Below are 19,150 nucleotides of genomic sequence, written 5' to 3'. Positions count from 1 at the left end.
CCAACTTAAAAAATTCTATGAACGCGTGTTATTTTTGGTAATGGCGTCGAGCCGCTTCCAAACGCTCCACCGTCCCGATATCGTCCCACAACCCCGAGTAAATTTCACCGCTCACCTTTCCGGCCGCCATCGCTTGTCGTAACAACGGGGCTAAGGGTTCAACACCAGGTATCAGACCATCAAACAAACTCGGGTGCAACACACTGATGCCCGCAAAGGTCCACTCCCCTTCCGCAACCACTCGGCCATTTTCCAAACCGAAATCGCCTGTCGCTTTAAACGCCGGGGTCGGCACCAAGACCAAATGCGCCAACACATCGTCCGGCAAGACCATTTTGGCCAGGCCTGCAAAATTGTAATCGGTCAGCACATCGCCGTTCACCACCAGAAACGGGGCGGAATGGTCGCTTAACTTCGGCAACGCTTGTAATATCCCGCCTGCCGTCTCCAGTCCACCTTCCGGCTCCGCCGAATACTGAATGTGTACGCCGTAAGCATCCCCGTTCCCCAGTTTGGTTTCAATTTTTTCGCCGAGCCAAGCATGGTTCACCACCACGTCCGTCACCCCTGCGCTGGCCAGAGCCAAAAGATGGTGTTCAATCAGGGCCTGCCCACCGACTTCCATCAGGGGTTTCGGTAAGACATCAGTCAACGGCCGCAAACGATTGCCGCGCCCCGCAGCTAAAATCATCGCTTTGTGAGGAGTGGAAACAACCATCACACCGCCTTGCCCGACATCGGCAAAACCGGTAACACCTTGCTTTCCAGTAAGCTCGCCAGGGCACGGGTTTCAGCGTATTTCGGCGCCATATCGTAGATATATTGCACCGTGTTCGGAATGTCGTTCAAGTAGCCGTCCTTGCCGTCACGATGATACAAACGAGCAAAAATGCCGGAGGCTTTCAGGTGGCGCTGGATGCCCATCAAATCCATCGCTTTCACAAACCCTTTCCATTCGTCTTTCGCCAGCAATCTGGCTTGCACCAAACTCAGAAAATACTGTCGCTGCCATTCGGTCACCTGCTCGGCCGGCCAGGTGATATAACAATCCCGCAATAGAGACACCGCATCGTACGTTAACGGGCCTTTAACCGCATCCTGGAAGTCCAAAATGCCCGGATTGCCTTTATCCAACACCATCAAATTCCGACTGTGATAATCTCGGTGCACGTAGGTCTGCGGTTGACTCAACGCCGACTGCGCCAACAGGGCTGTCACTTCCTGCCAGGCCTGGCGTTCGGTGGCGGAAAGAGTAATGTCCAAATGCGTGTTCAACAGCCAATCGGTAAACAACGCCATCTCATTATTCAGCAAGGTGGCATCGTATGGCGGTAAGCTTTCCGCAGCATTATGGCCCTCTGTTTGCAAGGTGACCAGAGCGTTCAAGGCATCGGTATACAAGGCCTCGGCGCTGGCTTCCGTTAACCGATGCAAATAGGTTTCGTTCCCCAGATCGGTCAATAACAGAAACCCCTGAGACAAATCTTGCTCCAACACCACCGGGACAGTTAGACCCATTTGATTCAATTGCCCGGCAATGCGCACAAAGGGTTCGCAATTTTCATGTTCGGGCGGCGCATCCATAATGATACAGGTTGCCTCCGGTTCATGATGACGGCGCACCTCAATTCGGTAATAGCGCCGAAAACTCGCGTCACTGGACGCGGCGACAGGCATTGAGAAATCGGTTTCTTTTAGAAAAGAACACTGGTCAAGCCAGTTTTGTAGTTGTTGAAAACGTTGTGACATCGAATCTATTTCGGCTCCTTTGCCCGACCGAAGAAAGGTTTATCGTGATTGACCGCCGCTCACCTTACCACTCGCGGTTTTATACCGCGGACATGAGTATCGTAATCTCGTTTGCCTGCGTATTTTAACGCTTCAAAGGTAACGTCGGCGTTGTCTTTGCGGTAGAATACCTGAATTATTCATCATTTACGATTTAACGCTGGATGTCAATTCGAAGCCGCTCCATTTTATCAGGTTTTTTACTGCTACCGCTGTGGGCGCCGCCTATGGTGAAAGCGGCGGATGACAGCCCGATAAAAGCCGCTTCTCCGGTTTCCACCGACCCGGCCTGCTTACCGGCCTGGATTGCACCACCGATAACACCACCCGGTGTGCAAGCGGATCACTCCGCTGAAGCCGACAACATCTCTCAGCCGGATGAACTCACTTACGACCTGACCGGGAATGTGGTATTAAAACGACCAGGCCTGGTGGTTTTGTCCGATCGTGTACAGCTCAACCGTCTGAACGAAGAAGCCAATGCGTTTGGTCAAGTCCAGTTCCAGCGAGACGGCTTGATTGTCACCAGCCAAAGCGCGCACCTTAACCATCAGAAGCAAACCGCGCAACTCAAAGACGCCCGTTACCAGTTCATCGACACTCGGGCGCACGGCACCGCCAAGCAAATTGATGTCGACCAAAAAACCAACCTGGCCGAGCTCGAAAAAGCCTCTTTCACCACCTGCCCCTTAGTGCAGTACAGTTGGCAGGCCCGTAACGGCAACATCAAGACCTCGGAAAAATACGACTGGGAGCTGGATTTTGGCCATTTGCAAATCAACAACAACAAACGCCGCATTTACGGCTACAACACTTGGCTGTACTTCCAAACCGTGCCGGTGTTTTATACGCCTTACATCGACTTCCCGATGGATGACCGGGCCAGCGGCTTCCTATTCCCGACCATCGGAAGCTACCGCCCTCTGACGCGTGATACGGCGGAGAACTATGTCGCCGTACCTTATTATTTCAATCTCGCCCCCAATTACGACGATACGTTGACCGTCATGAAAATGCAGGATCGCGGCTGGGTCGTGGACAATGAATTCCGCTACCTGCTCCCAAACAGCAGCGCTCAACTGAGTTTGACCGGTTTGAACGATCAGGTCACCTCAAAAGAAGGCTTAAGCTATATCGACGAAAACGGCGATCCCGCTTACGGCGAAAAAATCGATCAACGCTGGCGTGCGAAATTAATTGCCCAACAACAATGGGCGCCGGGCTTGAACAGCAATATTCTCTGGCACGAATTATCCGACAAATATTTCTATACCGATATTCCGGTGGAAAGCGCACTGGACAGCGCCAGTTATACCCAACGCTACATCAACCTTAATTACAATAAAGACAACCTGCAAGCCGGCGTTCATATCCTAAACTATTTACGCTTACGCGACGATGCAGCCTACAACTACGAAAAACGTCCGGAAGTCACACTCAATTATTTTCATCCTTTCGAGGCTGAAGGCTTGCGCAATGTCAGCATCAACTTTCCCGTCACCTCCACCGAATTCCAAATCGCACCCCAAGCGCATAAACCGGAAGCCCAGCGAAACGTCTTCTCGCCGTCGGCTCAATATCAGTATTACAAACCTTACGGTAGCTTCAAAGCCGAGGCCGTGGCCAATAAAGTCCATTATTATATGGAAGACAATGGCTATAACACGTCCGGTCAGAACCAACTCGACATCACCGTTCCGCAGTATGCGCTCCACGGTAAACTAATTTTCGAACGCGACTTTTCGCTCGCCGGATTCGACATGGTGCAAACCCTGGAACCGGAAGTGCAATACCTCTATGTCCCTTACCAAGACCAATCGCGCATTCCGCTGTTTGATACCACCGCTCGCAGCTTGGACTTCACCAACCTGTTCAGCTACAACCGTTTTTCGGGCTCCGACCGTATCGGCGATACCAACCAAGTCTCAGCCGCTCTGACCACCCGCTTCCTGAAACGCGACGGCACGCCTCTGGCCGAAGCCGGTTTAGGGCAAATTTTTTACTTCGCCGACCGCCAGGTCACGCTCAACAGTACGGCTACCAACACGGAACTGGCGCAAAACACCCAAAACGTTTCAGACTATTACGTCAAGCTGGGCTTTACCGCCGGGCCGGTTTACTTTGCCTCCACCAGCCAGTACGATAACCGTAACTATGAACTGACCAACAGCAACAGTCGCTTGAAATTTGGCCTGTCGTCAGACTTTAACCTGTTGATGACGCACCTTATCACCAACCAGAACCAACCAGGTGAACAGGAAGACCTCGCTGCGGGCCTAACCTGGCAACTGACCTCGAAATGGGGCGTCGGCGGTTACATCAATTACGACTTCACCAAAGAACGAAAAACCGAAGTCCAAAGTGCTATCCGTTACGACAGCTGTTGCTGGGCCTCGGAACTGTCACTTAAGGAAACACAACTGGACAATGGGCTGTATAATTACAGCATCCAATACGTCATCGAGTTCAAAGGACTTAGCACCGTCGGCACGCCGTTCAAGGAATACTTAAACGACAAACTGAATTTTTAAACCGAAACCGAAACCGAAACATCACGCTTAGAGACTTGCATGAAACCAACATTATTGACCCGTTTTTTCACATGGCTGCCCCTTCTTATGATGCTCCATTCCGCCCAGGCCTGGTCGGAATCACAACCGCAACTGCTTGACCGCGTAGTCGCCGTGGTGAACGACGACATCATTCTCAAAAGCCAACTGGACCGCGAAGCGGAACTGGCGCGCCAAGAGCTGCAAACACGCAATATCAATGTCAGCAACATGGACGAACTGAACATGAAAGTGCTGGATCGCATGATTTTGGAAAAGCTGCAACTGCAAGAAATCAAGCGCATGGGGCTGAAAGTACCGGATGAGGAACTGCTGGGGCAAATTCAACAAATTGCCGAGCAAAACAACCTTTCAGTGCTGCAATTACGTGATCGTCTCAATTATGCACGTCCGAACGGATTTCAGGAATTTCGTGAACGCATTCGCCAGCAGATGTTGTTTCAAAAACTGCGCGAAGCCGAAGTGCTTTCCAAAACCCAAGTAACCGAAGATGAGATCAATAACTTCATCCAGCGCCAAAACCTGATTGAAAACAGCGATGAATACCACCTGAAGCACATTCTGATCGGTTTACCGGAGTCCGCGACCCCGGCACAACGCGATGCCGCTCGCAAGAAAGCCGAAGAGGTTTTACAGAAGTTGCGTGAAGGCGAAGACTTCAGTCAAATGGCCGTGCGCTATTCCGATGGCAGCAAGGCATTGCAAGGCGGCGATTTAGGCTGGTTATCCAATGACCAGATTCCAACGTTCTTCGCCAAAGCATTCAGTCAACTTAAACCCGGTCAGTTCAGCGACATCATCCGCAGCCCGGTCGGCTTTCACATCATTGAACTCGATGGCCAGCGCAATAAAAACAGTCAACTGGTCAAGCAATATCATGTCTACCGTTTCATCCTCTTATCGGACGATGCCAAACACTTGAAACAACCCAGCAATACGCTTATCAGCCTGGCTGACAGCATCGATAGTTTGGAAAAATTCAAGCAGCTCAATGAACAATATTCCGATATTCCCGCGTCCGTCAACGCCAACGGTAATCTGGGCTGGCAAACCGCCCGTGACTTACCGGCCGAATATTTCGCGGCCATCGCCGACCTCGACCCCGGTCAAGCCGCACGGCCATTCGCAACCGATGAAGGTTGGGTCATCCTCTACCTGGATGGCATTCGTCAACAGGATGTGACGTTAAAGGACAAACGGGAACAGGCAATGCAAACCCTGCGCATGAAAAAAGCCAATGAAACCTATGAAATCTGGCTTCGCCGTTTGCGTGACGAGGCTTTGGTCGATATCCGATACCATGATCCGGAAATCATGCAACCTTTACCGAAGCATGACGAGGGTAACGGAGAATAAATGACTGCGACACAACACCGACTCGTCATTACCTCTGGAGAACCGGCCGGCATCGGCCCCGAACAAGTCGTTCAACTGGCTCAACAAGACTGGCCGTTTGAATGGGTCGTCATCGCCGATGCCGACCTGCTCAAAGAAAGAGCCAAACGCATCGGCCTGCCGATTCACATCGAAATGTTTGATGCGTCTCGGTCAGCCACGCCAAATTTAGCCGGAACCATCAAGCTGTTGCCAATTAACCTGGCGGTGCCCTCTATTCCGGGGCAACTGGCGGTTGAAAATGCCGATTACGTGCTCAAAATGCTTCACACCGCCATTAAGGGCTGCCTCGACGGAACCTTCGACGCCATGATTACCGGACCGATTCATAAAGGCATTATCAATGACGCCGGTTTGAAGTTCACCGGCCATACCGAACTCTTGGCCGAAGCCTCAGGAACCGAACGCGTGGTGATGATGCTGGCCACACCTGGCCTACGGGTTCCGCTGGTCACCACTCATTTGCCGCTTTCAGAGGTGCCGCAAGCCATTACACCCAAATTATTGGAAGAAGTCATCGGCATCCTGCACCAATCCCTGCAAACCCAGTTCAAAATTCCCGAACCGAAAATCTATGTGATGGGCCTCAACCCACATGCCGGAGAAGATGGACATCTTGGCCGCGAAGAGCTCGATGTCATCATTCCAACATTGGATCGTTTACGCGCAAAAGGCATGGACTTGGTCGGTCCGCTTCCGGCCGACACCATCTTTAGCCCCGGCAACCTCAAGCAAGCCGATGCCTTTTTAGCCATGTACCACGACCAAGGCCTACCGGTTCTGAAATACGTCGGCTTCGGGCACGCGGTGAACGTCACTCTCGGCCTTCCCTTCGTCCGCACCTCGGTGGATCATGGCACCGCGTTGGACTTGGCCGGAAAAGGGCAAGCCGACATCAACAGCTTCCGCTACGCACTGGAAGTCGCCATCGATATGATACCCTCGCAGGGGAAAGCTTGATGGCACAAAAAAACAAACCCCATCAGCACAAAAAACGCTTCGGCCAAAACTTTCTCAATAACGACCGAGTTATCCAGCAAATCGTCATGGCCATTCAGCCAAAGCCCGATCAGCATCTGGTCGAAATCGGTCCGGGTGAAGCGGCATTGACTCAACCATTACTGGAAGTCGTAAAGATTCTCGACATCATCGAAATCGATAACGATTTGATTGGTCCTTTGACACAAAAACTCGGTCACTATCCGGCCTTTCATTTACATCACACCGATGCACTGACTTTCGATTACCATCGACTGCTGAAAGATGAAAACGACCGCCTGCGCGTGGTCGGCAACTTACCGTATAACATTTCCAGCCCACTCTTGTTTCATCTGATGCAATACGGGAATCGTATTACTGATATGCACTTCATGTTGCAAAAAGAAGTGGTGGAACGGATCACGGCCGAACCGGGCAGTAAAACCTATGGCCGTTTAAGTGTCATGTTGCAATACGCTTGTGCCACCGAGCATCTGTTCACAGTTGGTCCGGAAAACTTCACGCCGCCGCCAAAAGTGGATTCCGCCATTATCCGTTTAACGCCCTACCAAACCAAGCCTTATTCGGCGACATCCGAAAGCGACCTTTCCGACTTGGTGCGCCAGTCCTTCTCGCAAAAACGCAAAACCTTACGCAACAACTTGAAAGGTTGGTTGACGGACGATGACATTGAGGCTTGTGGCGTCCGACCATCCGATCGCGCGGAAACTTTGTCCGTCGCCGACTTTGTAGCACTGGCGGACTGTTACACGACCAAAGGAGCCATTTGATGGCGACCTATGTCATTGGCGACCTGCAGGGTTGCTTCGACGAACTGATGGAGCTGCTGGCGGCCATTGAATATGACGAACAGCATGACGTGCTTTGGTTCGCCGGAGACATTGTCAATCGAGGCCCGAAATCTCTGGAGTGCCTGACTTTCGTGAAATCGATCGAAGAATCCGGCCAGGGCAAAACGGTCTTGGGCAACCATGATTTTCACTTGCTGGCGGCCTACTCAGGCCTCGAAAAATACGTCTCAAAATCGGATACTTTGACGGAGATTCTCCAATCCGAAGACGCACCGGAATTGCTTGACTGGTTACGCCGCCAACCGCTGGTCGTGAAGCACGACTACCTTCCCGTCGCGATGGTGCATGCAGGAATCCCCCCGCAATGGACAATCGCGGAAGCCTTAACTCACAGCCGTGAAGTCGAGCACCACTTACAATCCGATGCCTGGCAAACCTTTATCCGAGAGCACCTCTTCGGTTCCGAACCGAGAGAATGGCAAGAAACACTCACCGGCTGGGAACGCATTCGCTATATCGTCAATGCATTTGCTCGAATGCGTTATTGTGACGACAAAGGCAAACTCGAATTCAAACAAAAAATGTCACCGAATCAAGCCGACTCATTGAAAAAACATTATCAACCTTGGTTTGCACACGGCAACCGCAAAAACAAAGACCATGAAATCTTTTTCGGACACTGGTCCACCCTCGGTGCCGTCGATGCCTACAACATCCATTCCACCGACACCGGCTGTTTATGGGGCGGAGAATTAACCGCCTATTGCCTTGAGACCCACACTCGGCATACAATAAAATGCAAAATGCAGTGCAAACCCAAAAAGAAACCCTGAACGAAATCTAAACGCCAGAGCCATTACCCCTTATGGAAACAACTGAAAACGACTTGCCGGACGGCTCTCAGGAAGACATGGCGCTCGAACCGCGCACCCCGACGGCGGAAGAAATGCTGGAACGTCTGCATGCCGTGAATTTGGACGATTTCAATATGCAGGAAATCACCGATGAGCTGAAAGGCAACAATGCTTGGTTATTCGTACTGACCATGCCGATTACCGCGATTCTGTTGGTCGTATTCACCTTGGTTGGCACCTTTGCGACCGGTTACTTTATTCTAAGCTTCATCGTCTCGGCCGGTATTTTATTCGTTGTCGGCAAGATGATTGACCAATACGAACAGAAGTTCCGCTACCAAGCACGCCTAGAAGTCATGCGGCGCATCAGGGAAGCCGAAACGGAAGACGGCTTGATTCCGCACTTCAAAGACTTTCTGCCCAAAAAATACCGCCATCTTTGGCAAAGCTTGAAAAAACAGAATTACATCTACATCGATCAATACATTGCCGCCATGACCCTCTTGCAACAGCGCTTGGACAGTGATAAATTCATTCGTATATGGCGGCTAAAACACCCGGAAACCGCTCCCGACGCCGAGGAAATGGAAGAAGAGTACACCGATTACCAGGGCCAGCAACGCGCTTAACTGGATAACACATAAGAGATTACAATGCACTTACCCACTCGCCCCATCCAACCGGAAGATCACGTTCTCATTGCACTCGGTCCGAACGGCCATCCAACATTCAAAACCATCCACCCCAGCGAGCATTATCTCGATCATTTGGGTCAACACATGGTCGGCTGCAAAAAGTCCCAGTACGAAACCCACATGGTGGTCTCATCCCACAACGTCTTCACTTTGACGAACCCGGATTACCGTTTCGACGAAGCGCTGGATCAGATTATTCGAAATTTGATTTTGAATCGATACCCGAAAAGTATCTAGTATTTAAATATCTGCTGCCGACGCTTAATAGCGCTGGCTGAGGTAGCGTTGGAATTCTTTCAATTCCGAACGCATCTGTTGAAGCAACCCCATCGCATTCTCCGCTTCCCCTTTCAAGTCGGCTTCCAACACATCGGATTTGCTTAATCGGGCCTTGGCGCCCGGAATGGTAAATCCCTGCTCGTGTAGCAACGATTTGATTTCAATGACCATTTCGACATCGCGTCGTTGATAATAACGCCGACCACGGCGTTTGCTGGGTTGCAGCTGTGGAAACACCTGCTCCCAATAACGCAAAACATGCGATTTCAACTGGCAAAACTCGCTGACTTCCCCGATGGTGAAGTACTTCTTATCGGGTAAATCGATTTCCAGTTGCTTCGGTTTGTCCGTCGATTTAGGCTTTACCATAGTTATCTATCTGAGCTCGCAATTTCTGACCGGGCTTGAAGGTGACCACACGGCGTGCCGAAATCGGTACATCTTCACCCGTTCTTGGATTTCGACCAGGCCTGGCACTTTTGTCCTTCAGTTCAAAGTTGCCAAAGCCCGAAAGCTTGATCTGCTCACCCTTGACCAGAATATCCGACATTTCATCGTAAAACTGTTCCACCAACTCTTTGGATTCACGCTTATTGAAACCGAACTTTTCCGATAGGGTTTCCGCAAGGTCTGCTTTGGTCAATGCCATGTCTTTTCCTCTCAATACAATACGTCAATTAAACCTTTTCAAGGCGGTTAATTCAACTTTTATTCAATCCGTCATCCATTATTGCCGCAACTCGGCCTGGACTTTTTCTTTTGCCATATCAATTACTTGTGATACCAGCGCGTCAACCTCTTCATCCTGAAGCGTGCGCTCTTGGTGTTGTATTTTCAGGGCCAAGGCCACACTTTTACGCCCTTCCCCGACACCTTGCCCCCGATAAATATCAAAGACTTCCACACCTTGCAAAATATCCGATTCAACCTGCTGAATGGCATCCAATAAATCATGCATCGGCAAGCTTTCCGACACGACAAACGCCAAATCACGCTGCACTTCCGGGAACTTGGAAACCGGCTTGGCCTGTGGCACCTGCGCTTTAGAGATCGCATCCAAGCGTAATTCGAACACATACACTTTACCGGACACACCAGTAGTCTTCACCAGGCTTGGATGCAATTGCCCCATTACCCCAACCGTACGACCGTCTTTAACAATTGCGGCCGACTGCCCTGGATGCAACATCGGATATTCTCGCGCTTCAAAACGTACCTGACCCAGTACATGACTCATTTCCAGCAACGTCTCTACATCCCCCTTCAAATCGAAGAAATCAGCGGCACGGTTATCCCCCGCCCAATTTTGCGGATGCAGATCGCCCACAATCGCGCCACCAATCATCGGTGTTTGCAAGGTTTTACCGTCCTGAATATTGAACACCAAACCGGATTCGAAAATGCGAATACGGCTTTGTTGACGTTTCTGGTTATAAGAGACCGTTTGCAACAACCCGGGGAACAAGGTAGTGCGCATCGCCTTCATATCATCGGAAATCGGATTTTTTAGACAGATGGCCGGACTGTCGGGTACCAGCTTAGCCTGCAAGTCCTCTTCGACAAACGAATAAGTCACCACTTCGAAATAACCGCGATTGACTAGGGCTTTACGAATGACATACAACTCCTGCTCCGACTCAGGCAAAGTCGGCAATCGCATAGGGGCTTGTACCTCGGTATCCGGTAAATTGTTATAACCGTATACTCGGCCGACCTCTTCAATCAAATCGGCTTCGATTTCCATGTCGAAGCGATAAGTTGGTGCCGTCATTTCCCAGCCGCCGTCAATCGCTTTCACATCAAAATTCAAGCGTTCGAAAATGGCTTCGATTTCCGCGTTCAACAAATTGACACCCAACAATTTCGCCACGCGCTCCGGGCGCAGGACAATCGTCTTCGCCGTCGGCAAGTTTTCCATCGAAACCGTCGACGACACTTCCGAGACCTGACCCCCGGCAATATCGGTAATCAGCCGTAACGCTCGCTCCAGAGCGCGCTCCGGTAAATACGCGTCCACCCCACGTTCGAAACGGTGTGACGAATCGGTATGCAAACCGTACTGACGCGCTTTACCGGTAATCGCCAATGGCGAAAAGTGCGCACATTCCAGGAAAATACGCTGCGTTGCATCGGACACGGCCGTCGCTAGACCGCCCATGATTCCGGCCAACGCAATGGCACCGGAATCGTCGGCAATCACTAAAGTGTCGTCTTGCAGTGTTAGTTCTTTCTCGTCCAGCGTGACCAGAGTTTCACCCGATTGCGCATAACGGATTTGGATATCCCCTTGCAACTTATCCGCATCAAAAGCATGCATCGGCTGCCCCAGCTCCAACAGCACGTAATTGGTCACATCCACCAAGAAGGTCTTCGGCGAAATACCGCCACGTTCCAAGCGCTGCTTCATCCAAAGGGGTGTTTCGGCTTGCGGGTTCAGACCTTCTACCACACAGCCAAGATATTTCGGGCAAGCCTGGGGTTGTTCAACCGCAACGTTTTGCGGACAAGCACCGTTTTTCGCCACTTCCTGACTTTCAAACGGGACCTTGAAAGGCGCATTGCTGATGGCCGCGATATCACGCGCCACACCTTCCACACTCAAACAATCGGCGCGGTTTGGCGTTAAGTCAACATCGATGACTTGATCGTTTAAGTTTAAGTATTCACGAACATCCTGACCGACCTGGGCCTCATCCGGCAACACATACAAACCGTCCACACCATCATCCGGCAGACCGATTTCGGTCGCGCCGCACAACATACCGTGCGATGGCACGCCGCGTAACTTGGCTTTTTTGATTTTGAAATCGCCCGGCAATACCGCACCGACCTTCGCGCAGCAGGCTTTCATACCGGCCACCACATTCGGCGCACCGCATACGATTTGCAGATTCTCTTCTTCACCGACATCCACTTGGGTCACGTTCAGCTTATCGGCGTCCGGATGCTTCTCCACCGACACCACCTGGCCAACAACGACATTCGAAAAGGCGGGAGCCACCGGCTCCACGCCATCCACTTCCAGGCCGGCCAAACTCAATTCTTCCGCTAAGGTTTGAGAATCCCATTCCGGATTCGTCCACTCTCTTAACCAACTTTCACTTACTTTCATAATGCTTATCTTCTCGTCAGGCCTGGTGATTATTTAAACTGTTTCAAAAAGCGTAGGTCGTTCTCAAAGAACTGGCGCAAATCGGTTACGCCATAACGCAACATCGCCAAACGCTCCACACCCAATCCGAACGCGAAACCGGAGTACTGCTCCGCGTCCACTTCTACATTTTTCAGAACGTTCGGGTGAACCATGCCGCACCCCAGTACTTCGATCCAACGCCCGTCACCGAACAAATCCGTGGCGATATCCACTTCCGCAGACGGCTCGGTAAACGGGAAATACGATGGGCGGAAACGCACTTTCAGGTTTTCGTCTTCAAAGAACTGACGCAGGAATTCGATAATCAAGGTGCGTAATTGCGCGAAACTGGCGTTTTCCTCGATGACCAAGCCCTCCACCTGATGGAACATCGGCGTGTGAGTCTGGTCGGAGTCGCAACGATACACCCGCCCCGGTGCAATAATACGCATCGGCACGTCTTTATTTTCCATGGTTCGAATTTGCACACCGGAAGTATGGGTTCTGAGAACGGTTTGCTCGTCGAAATAAAAGGTGTCGTGCATGGCACGAGCCGGATGGGTTTCCGGAATATTCAGGGCTTCAAAGTTGTGCCAATCGTCTTCGATTTCCGGACCGGTTTCGACATCGAACCCGGCCTTGGCAAAAATCATCTCAATGCGGCGCAAGGTGCGTGTGACCGGGTGCAAGCCACCCACATCCAAACCGCGGCCAGGCAAGGAAACGTCGATGGTTTCACTGGCCAACTGAGCATCCAAGATCGCTTTTTCCAATTCGGCCTTCTTTTCGTTCAAAAAGCCTTGTACCGCTTGTTTGGCTTCATTAATCACCTGACCTGCTTTCGGTCTTTCCTCGGCGGAAAGTTGCCCCAGCGTTTTCATCATGGCGGTCAGTTCACCTTTTTTCCCGAGGTATTGGACTCGAATTTCGTCCAAGTGCATCAATTCTGAAACGGAATGAATCGTTTCCTTGGCTTGCGACACTATCTGCTGCAGTTTTTCTTGCATGATCCAAACGACCTTTAAAATAAAAATGAGGAATATCTTGTTTTATACGCGCCGAACATTATGGGCGGTAAAAGCTTCGCATTGATTTGACACCTGCAATCAATGCGTGTGTTTGTTTATTTTTAAGCCCAGTCATCCCCCGCAAGGGAGCCGAAAAACTGGGCTTAAAAATAAAAAAGGAGCTTATTAAAAGCCCCTTTAAATTGGTTCCGTAGGAACCTCTATCGTTATGCCAAGGCCGCTTTTGCTTTTTCAACAATGGCGGAAAACGCTTCTGCGTCATGGATAGCGATATCGGATAGCACTTTACGATCCACTTCGATTCCCGCTTTATTCAAACCGGAAATGAAACGGCTGTAAGTCATACCATTCATACGTGTCGCAGCATTGATACGTGCAATCCACAAACGACGGAATTGACGTTTCTTTTGACGACGGTCACGATAAGCATATTGACCCGCTTTGATTACAGCCTGCTTGGCCACACGGAAAATCTTTTTACGAGCTCCGTAATAACCTTTTGCTTGCTTTAATACTTTATTGTGTCTTCTGCGTGCAATCACGCCTCTTTTAACTCTTGCCATGGGTCAACCTCCTTACGCGTATGGTAGCATGCGGCGAACCATTGCCACATCGTTATCATGAATCATGCTTGCAGCACGCAAGTGACGTTTACGCTTAGTCGACTTCTTGGTCAAGATATGACGAAGATGCGATTGTTTGCACTTAAAACGGCCGGAGCCGGTTTTCTTAAAGCGCTTTTGAGCACTTTTATTTGTTTTCATCTTAGGCATGGCTAAAACTCCAATTGCCGATATTCCAGCGAACCGGAATACCATCAGTTTTGAGGATGTTCGATGCTTTTCGGCACCCAACGCTTAACAATAAACAGCACTGAAGAGCTGCACCGGTAACGACGTTTAAAACGCCAGTCCCAGTTATTGTTTTTATGATTCCCTTTTTCAACTTGTGGGAGCAAGTTTTCTATCGAAAGCCACCCGACCAATGGCCGGGTGTTTTCCATAAACCGTTACCGAATTATTTTTTGATCGGCGCGACCATCATTTGCAATTGGCGCCCTTCCATCTTCGGCATTTGTTCGACGGTGGCGATTTCCTGAATATCATCGCGCACACGTTCCAACATTCGCATGCCCAGCTCTTTATGGGTAATTTCGCGTCCGCGGAACCAGATGGTGACCTTCACGCGGTCACCTTTTTCCAGGAACTTCGTCAGGTTACGCATTTTCACCTGATAATCCCCTTCTTCCGTTCCAGGGCGGAATTTCACTTCCTTGACCTGAACCTGCTTTTGTTTTTTCTTAGCTTCGTGCTTTTTCTTCTGCTGTTGATAAACGTATTTACCATAGTCCATGATTCGGCAAACCGGCGGGCTGGATTTTGCAGAGATTTCCACCAAGTCCATTTCTGCATCACGCGCGGCTTCTAAAGCCTCTTCAATTGAGACGACACCTTTCTGCTCTCCATCCGCATCGATCAAGCGGACTTCTTTTGCCGTAATTCTGTCGTTAATGTTGTCTTTAGGCGCTTCCGGTTGCTGCGGCCTACCACGACCTCTTCTAACTGCGATAGTAATATCTCCTCAATAAACTATTTCTGTAAAACTTAGGATTCAACAACTCGCCCAAGGTGTGAAATATCGTCTACAAGTAGATTGAGCAGCTCTTCAAACGAGAAACTTCCCAGATTTTCTCCACCACGGGCACGCACGTTTACGGTACCGTTTTCCATTTCCTGATCCCCAACGACGAGGATATACGGCACGCGTTGTAAAGTGTGTTCGCGAATTTTAAACCCAACCTTCTCATTTCTCAAGTCTGTTTCGACTCTAAACCCATGTTTTTTCAATTTTTTAGCAAAATCGCCCACATAATCGTTGTGGACTTCGGCAATGGATGCCATCACCATTTGCACCGGCGCTAGCCACGTTGGGAACTTGCCTTCATAGTGTTCAACCAAAATACCGACAAAACGTTCCAACGATCCAAGAATCGCTCGGTGGATCATGACCGGGTGATGTTTCTCATTATCCGCACCGATGTAAACAGCATTCAAACGCTCGGCTTGCGTCATCGAAAAGTCCAGCTGAATGGTGCCACACTGCCAGACACGCCCAATGCAATCCTTCAACTGAAATTCGATCTTAGGGCCGTAAAACGCACCTTCACCCGGCTGTAAGGCATACTCCAATCCGGCATCTTTAAGAGTTTGCTCCAATGCCTCTTCCGCAGCATCCCACACGTCATCGGAACCCACGCGCTGCTCAGGACGGGTCGAGAATTTCACTTGGATATTATCGAAACCAAAGTCTGCATAAGTGGTAAAGACCAAATCGATACAGGCCTGAACCTCTTCCTTAATTTGCTCCGGCGTACAGAAAATATGCGCATCATCTTGCGTAAAGGAACGCACACGCATCAGGCCGTGCAAGGTTCCCGATGGCTCGTTACGATGCACCAAACCGAATTCGGCCAAACGAATCGGCAAGTCACGGTAGCTACTCAAATTATGGTTATACACCTGAATATGCCCTGGGCAGTTCATCGGCTTGACCGCGTAATCACGATTTTCCGTTTCGGTGGTAAACATATTGTCTTTGAATTTGTCCCAGTGCCCGGATTTTTCCCACAGCACTCGATCCATAATCAACGGTGTACGAATTTCGTGATAGTCGTTTTCACGCAGCTGCTCACGCATATAATCTTCCACAATGCGGTACAGAGTTGAGCCTTTCGGGTGCCAGAATGCCATCCCCGGCGCCAGTTCATCCACGTGAAATAAATCCAATTGTTTCCCCAACTTACGATGGTCGCGCTTTTCGGCTTCTTCCATCATCGTCAGGTAGTCTTTCAACTCTTTCTTATCGGCAAATGCCACGCCGTAAATACGTTGCAGCATTTTATTATCGGAATCGCCGCGCCAGTAAGCACCGGCCACATGCGTCAACTTAAACGCTTTAATGAACCCCATGTTCGGTACGTGCGGCCCACGACACATGTCAATGTATTCCTGGTGATAGTAAAAACCGAACTCCGTCTCAGCCGGCATATCTTCAATCAATTCGACTTTGTAGTCTTCACCACGTTCCTTGAAAATCGCTAACGCCTCATCACGTGGCGTCATCTTTTTAATGACTTCGTACTTGGTTTTCGCCAATTCCGTCATACGCTTTTCAATTTTCGATAGATCTTCGGGCGTGATTTTTTCTTCCAGATCAATGTCGTAATAAAAGCCGTTTTCAATGACCGGGCCAATCGCCATCTTCGCCGACGGATACAATTGCTTCAAGGCGTGCCCCAACAAATGGGCACAGGAATGTCGCATGATGTGCAAACCATCTTCATCTTTCAGAGTGATAATCTGCAGTTCGGCATCTTCCGTGATCAAATCACACGCATCTTTCAATTGACCGTTCACGCGACCGGCAATCGTCGCCTTGGCCAATCCCGTCCCGATATCGGACGCAACTTGCATGACAGTAACGGCATCTTCAAACGCTCTTTTCGAGCCATCCGGCAAGGTAATGATAGGCATGATTTAATCTCTTTAAATTTTATTCAACTATTTCAATTCAAATTATTTTAAATTTACTTCTTAAAATGCGCTGACGACAAAGACTGGGAGCAGGTTTCCCGAAGAAAAGTCAATCCGCGGCAAAGCGGACGATTATAACACGAAGGATTACGTTTTAGCAGATTAAAATGAAAAATAACCACTGGTGTGTAATCGAGGCAAACAATGCGTTCACCCCGATAAATCAATGCCTTAGAAGCATTGAGGTTTTTCAAATAGAGAGCTTTGCATGAGTGGGGCGCGAGGAAATATGAGATAAAATTTTTCTGAATTAGGCGGAAAACGAAGCTAATAGCGGGCTATTAACGAGTTTTTCAACGACATTCAGGAAGATTTTAGCCATTTTTAGCCGTGAATCCATCTCGTGTGGAGCTCTCAAATATTAAGGCGAGGTCGTCGTGGTGAGACCCAAAGCATTCCAAGCCTGCATGCCACCGCGGTACCAATAGATTTTATCCGCCGGGTAGCCCATATTCACCAACGCTTTGATATTGGTCGGCGACTGACCACACCAAGGGCCGTTACAGAACATCACCAAGGTTTTCGCATTGGAAAAATCCCAGATACCGTCATCGACTTTGGCGCCAAACCGGCTGGTCAACAAATCTTCCACAACGAAGGGTTGATAAGAAGAAGATTCCGGATACAACTGCGTCCACGGGATATTAATGGCACTTGGAATCGAACCTTTTCGAACCCAGTCCGGGGTACGTGAATCAATAATCATAATGCTTTTATCGCCATCGGAGCGGGCTTTCAAAAACTTCAACATCTCAATTTCACCAATCGTATGCACGCCGGGCAATAACTGCATCGGTTGCACACAAAACGGCGGACAAGCCCGAGACGTTAATGCATAATCCTCATTAATCGTATTTTTGACGTTTTGATTACGTTTGATGACATACTTTTTGCCATTGTCCATCACTGTGATGGAGGCCAAATCTTTGGTGATGTTCACCTTCTGTTCGGCCGCATACACCGACGACGTCCCGAACAGCGCGCCCAAAGGCCCGCTCAGCATCAGCATCAACACAAAGCTCAAAAATGATTTAATCGCCATGACACACCTCCTTCCGAAAAAAATCGAAAACCGACTAGCGGGTTACAACCTCAACGATAGCAATCCATCGACCGACTGTCAAAAAAACCTAGTCACCAGAAAGGTTATTCCACAATCTTTTCACAAAGAATCGCCAGGCCTGGGCATTTTGCGGATTTCATACAACCTGCCACAATCCACCTTAAATGGATTCGCTGTTTTTTCAAAAAAATTCCGCTATAATTAAGCGCCCATTTTGAGACGGCCGAATTACCCCAAAGCGAAAAAAGCGGGTAAAGACAATGAATAAAAACCTCGTACTCAACGGAACCAGAACAAAAGGAACAACGCCATGAACTTCGAACAAGCGCGCTTTAACATGGTCGAACAACAAATCCGCCCTTGGGATGTGCTCGACCCGAAAATACTGGATTTGTTCATGTCAACACCGCGTCACGAGTTCGTGGCCGAGTCGCAACAAGCGCTGGCTTATAGTGACATCGAATTGCCGATTGGCGAAGATCAATCCATGTTGCCGCCACGTGTCGAGGCCCGCTTACTGCAAGCGCTTGACCCGGCCGAAGACGAAACCGTTCTGGAAATCGGCACCGGTTCCGGCTACACCACAGCCCTACTGGCTAAAGCGGCAAAAAGCGTCACCACCGTAGAGCTCTTCCCAAGCCTACAAGAAACGGCTCAGCAACGTTTGACCAAATTCGACAACATTACCTTCAAACAAGGCGACGCCAGCCAAGGCTGGGATGATGAACAAACCTACGACGTCATCTTCCTGACCGGCGCCGTAGCGGAACTGCCAGACAGTTACAAGCAGCAACTGAACCTGGGCGGCCGGCTGGTCGCTATTCAGGGCGAAAAACCGACTATGACTGCAGAAGTCTTGACCCGCATCAGCGACACCGAATGGGAAACGGAAGTCTTGTTTGAAACCGTTTTGCCTTACCTGGTCCATGCCGAACCGAAATCGCATTTTTCCCTTTAATCAA

Annotated in this window: 19 protein-coding genes; 8 read left to right on the top strand and 11 right to left on the bottom strand. The window is 49.8% G+C overall.

What is annotated here, in order from left to right:
- Nucleotides 1-28: 28 nt before the first annotated feature.
- Nucleotides 29-718, bottom strand: coding sequence for an N-acetylmuramate alpha-1-phosphate uridylyltransferase MurU (gene murU, locus AYJ59_RS05145; protein ID WP_127119450.1), 690 nt, complete (start codon nt 716-718; stop codon nt 29-31).
- Nucleotides 718-1,749, bottom strand: coding sequence for an aminoglycoside phosphotransferase family protein (locus AYJ59_RS05140; RefSeq protein ID WP_127119449.1), 1,032 nt, complete (start codon nt 1,747-1,749; stop codon nt 718-720). Before AYJ59_RS05140 ends, murU begins: the two co-directional genes overlap by 1 nt.
- Nucleotides 1,750-1,952: 203 nt before the next feature.
- On the opposite strand from AYJ59_RS05140, the gene AYJ59_RS05135 reads away from it, so the two are divergent.
- From AYJ59_RS05135 to AYJ59_RS05105, 7 genes are all read left to right on the top strand, one after another.
- Nucleotides 1,953-4,319: an LPS-assembly protein LptD gene (locus tag AYJ59_RS05135; protein WP_127119448.1), complete on the top strand. Its 2,367-nt coding sequence runs from the start codon at nt 1,953-1,955 to the stop codon at nt 4,317-4,319.
- Nucleotides 4,320-4,406: 87 nt separating this feature from the next.
- Nucleotides 4,407-5,714, top strand: coding sequence for a peptidylprolyl isomerase (locus tag AYJ59_RS05130; RefSeq protein WP_237260377.1), 1,308 nt, complete (start codon nt 4,407-4,409; stop codon nt 5,712-5,714).
- Complete coding sequence (pdxA, locus tag AYJ59_RS05125) at nt 5,715-6,713, top strand: 4-hydroxythreonine-4-phosphate dehydrogenase PdxA (protein ID WP_127119446.1); 999 nt, start codon at nt 5,715-5,717, stop codon at nt 6,711-6,713.
- Nucleotides 6,713-7,522, top strand: coding sequence for a 16S rRNA (adenine(1518)-N(6)/adenine(1519)-N(6))-dimethyltransferase RsmA (gene rsmA, locus AYJ59_RS05120; RefSeq protein ID WP_127119445.1), 810 nt, complete (start codon nt 6,713-6,715; stop codon nt 7,520-7,522). Before pdxA ends, rsmA begins: the two co-directional genes overlap by 1 nt.
- Entirely contained in the window at nt 7,522-8,376 is an 855-nt protein-coding gene (locus AYJ59_RS05115) for a symmetrical bis(5'-nucleosyl)-tetraphosphatase (protein ID WP_127119444.1), read from the top strand. The genes rsmA and AYJ59_RS05115 overlap by 1 nt, the downstream gene beginning before the upstream one ends.
- Before the next feature lie 32 nt (nt 8,377-8,408).
- Complete coding sequence (locus tag AYJ59_RS05110) at nt 8,409-9,026, top strand: hypothetical protein (RefSeq protein WP_127119443.1); 618 nt, start codon at nt 8,409-8,411, stop codon at nt 9,024-9,026.
- A gap of 24 nt (nt 9,027-9,050) precedes the next feature.
- Nucleotides 9,051-9,329, top strand: coding sequence for a hypothetical protein (locus tag AYJ59_RS05105; RefSeq protein ID WP_127119442.1), 279 nt, complete (start codon nt 9,051-9,053; stop codon nt 9,327-9,329).
- A gap of 24 nt (nt 9,330-9,353) precedes the next feature.
- On the opposite strand, the gene AYJ59_RS05100 is transcribed toward AYJ59_RS05105, so the two are convergent.
- The 9 genes from AYJ59_RS05100 to AYJ59_RS05060 all read right to left on the bottom strand — a co-directional run bounded on the left by AYJ59_RS05100 (nt 9,354) and on the right by AYJ59_RS05060 (nt 18,167).
- Nucleotides 9,354-9,740, bottom strand: coding sequence for a MerR family transcriptional regulator (locus AYJ59_RS05100; protein ID WP_127119441.1), 387 nt, complete (start codon nt 9,738-9,740; stop codon nt 9,354-9,356).
- Nucleotides 9,727-10,020: an integration host factor subunit alpha gene (locus AYJ59_RS05095; protein ID WP_127119440.1), complete on the bottom strand. Its 294-nt coding sequence runs from the start codon at nt 10,018-10,020 to the stop codon at nt 9,727-9,729. The genes AYJ59_RS05100 and AYJ59_RS05095 overlap by 14 nt, the downstream gene beginning before the upstream one ends.
- A gap of 78 nt (nt 10,021-10,098) precedes the next feature.
- A complete protein-coding gene (pheT, locus tag AYJ59_RS05090; RefSeq protein WP_127119439.1) occupies nt 10,099-12,483 on the bottom strand; it encodes a phenylalanine--tRNA ligase subunit beta in 2,385 nt (794 codons plus the stop codon).
- Between the two features lie 29 nt (nt 12,484-12,512).
- On the bottom strand, nt 12,513-13,511 hold the full coding sequence (gene pheS / locus AYJ59_RS05085; protein WP_127119438.1) for a phenylalanine--tRNA ligase subunit alpha: 999 nt from the start codon (nt 13,509-13,511) through the stop codon (nt 12,513-12,515).
- Between the two features lie 227 nt (nt 13,512-13,738).
- Nucleotides 13,739-14,095: a 50S ribosomal protein L20 gene (gene rplT / locus AYJ59_RS05080; protein ID WP_029938538.1), complete on the bottom strand. Its 357-nt coding sequence runs from the start codon at nt 14,093-14,095 to the stop codon at nt 13,739-13,741.
- Between the two features lie 12 nt (nt 14,096-14,107).
- Complete coding sequence (gene rpmI, locus AYJ59_RS05075; RefSeq protein WP_011371086.1) at nt 14,108-14,305, bottom strand: 50S ribosomal protein L35; 198 nt, start codon at nt 14,303-14,305, stop codon at nt 14,108-14,110.
- Between the two features lie 244 nt (nt 14,306-14,549).
- Nucleotides 14,550-15,101: a translation initiation factor IF-3 gene (infC, locus tag AYJ59_RS05070; RefSeq protein ID WP_081836819.1), complete on the bottom strand. Its 552-nt coding sequence runs from the start codon at nt 15,099-15,101 to the stop codon at nt 14,550-14,552.
- A gap of 35 nt (nt 15,102-15,136) precedes the next feature.
- Nucleotides 15,137-17,065 (bottom strand): threonine--tRNA ligase, encoded by a 1,929-nt coding sequence (thrS, locus tag AYJ59_RS05065; RefSeq protein ID WP_127119437.1) that lies wholly within the window; start codon nt 17,063-17,065, stop codon nt 15,137-15,139.
- Between the two features lie 421 nt (nt 17,066-17,486).
- Entirely contained in the window at nt 17,487-18,167 is a 681-nt protein-coding gene (locus AYJ59_RS05060; RefSeq protein ID WP_237260376.1) for a rhodanese-like domain-containing protein, read from the bottom strand.
- A gap of 331 nt (nt 18,168-18,498) precedes the next feature.
- Between AYJ59_RS05060 and AYJ59_RS05055 the strand changes: the two genes are divergently transcribed.
- A complete protein-coding gene (locus AYJ59_RS05055) occupies nt 18,499-19,146 on the top strand; it encodes a protein-L-isoaspartate O-methyltransferase family protein (RefSeq protein ID WP_127119436.1) in 648 nt (215 codons plus the stop codon).
- Nucleotides 19,147-19,150 lie beyond the last annotated feature (4 nt).

It is taken from the genome of Thiomicrospira sp. S5, from assembly GCF_003991075.1.
Classification (GTDB): Bacteria; Pseudomonadota; Gammaproteobacteria; order Thiomicrospirales; family Thiomicrospiraceae; genus Hydrogenovibrio; species Hydrogenovibrio thermophilus.
Note: the sequence above shows the minus strand (reverse complement) of the source record. Positions and strands in the feature narration are given on the sequence as shown.

Excerpts from the sequence above, each read along its gene's own strand:
- murU (WP_127119450.1), bottom strand. The coding sequence starts at position 718 with ATGGTTGTTTCCACTCCTCACAAAGCGATGATTTTAGCTGCGGGGCGC.
- AYJ59_RS05140 (WP_127119449.1), bottom strand. The coding sequence starts at position 1,749 with ATGTCACAACGTTTTCAACAACTACAAAACTGGCTTGACCAGTGTTCT.
- AYJ59_RS05135 (WP_127119448.1), top strand. The coding sequence starts at position 1,953 with ATGTCAATTCGAAGCCGCTCCATTTTATCAGGTTTTTTACTGCTACCG.
- AYJ59_RS05130 (WP_237260377.1), top strand. The coding sequence starts at position 4,407 with ATGATGCTCCATTCCGCCCAGGCCTGGTCGGAATCACAACCGCAACTG.
- pdxA (WP_127119446.1), top strand. The coding sequence starts at position 5,715 with ATGACTGCGACACAACACCGACTCGTCATTACCTCTGGAGAACCGGCC.
- rsmA (WP_127119445.1), top strand. The coding sequence starts at position 6,713 with ATGGCACAAAAAAACAAACCCCATCAGCACAAAAAACGCTTCGGCCAA.
- AYJ59_RS05115 (WP_127119444.1), top strand. The coding sequence starts at position 7,522 with ATGGCGACCTATGTCATTGGCGACCTGCAGGGTTGCTTCGACGAACTG.
- AYJ59_RS05110 (WP_127119443.1), top strand. The coding sequence starts at position 8,409 with ATGGAAACAACTGAAAACGACTTGCCGGACGGCTCTCAGGAAGACATG.
- AYJ59_RS05105 (WP_127119442.1), top strand. The coding sequence starts at position 9,051 with ATGCACTTACCCACTCGCCCCATCCAACCGGAAGATCACGTTCTCATT.
- AYJ59_RS05100 (WP_127119441.1), bottom strand. The coding sequence starts at position 9,740 with ATGGTAAAGCCTAAATCGACGGACAAACCGAAGCAACTGGAAATCGAT.
- AYJ59_RS05095 (WP_127119440.1), bottom strand. The coding sequence starts at position 10,020 with ATGGCATTGACCAAAGCAGACCTTGCGGAAACCCTATCGGAAAAGTTC.
- pheT (WP_127119439.1), bottom strand. The coding sequence starts at position 12,483 with ATGAAAGTAAGTGAAAGTTGGTTAAGAGAGTGGACGAATCCGGAATGG.
- pheS (WP_127119438.1), bottom strand. The coding sequence starts at position 13,511 with ATGCAAGAAAAACTGCAGCAGATAGTGTCGCAAGCCAAGGAAACGATT.
- rplT (WP_029938538.1), bottom strand. The coding sequence starts at position 14,095 with ATGGCAAGAGTTAAAAGAGGCGTGATTGCACGCAGAAGACACAATAAA.
- rpmI (WP_011371086.1), bottom strand. The coding sequence starts at position 14,305 with ATGCCTAAGATGAAAACAAATAAAAGTGCTCAAAAGCGCTTTAAGAAA.
- thrS (WP_127119437.1), bottom strand. The coding sequence starts at position 17,065 with ATGCCTATCATTACCTTGCCGGATGGCTCGAAAAGAGCGTTTGAAGAT.
- AYJ59_RS05060 (WP_237260376.1), bottom strand. The coding sequence starts at position 18,167 with ATGGCGATTAAATCATTTTTGAGCTTTGTGTTGATGCTGATGCTGAGC.
- AYJ59_RS05055 (WP_127119436.1), top strand. The coding sequence starts at position 18,499 with ATGAACTTCGAACAAGCGCGCTTTAACATGGTCGAACAACAAATCCGC.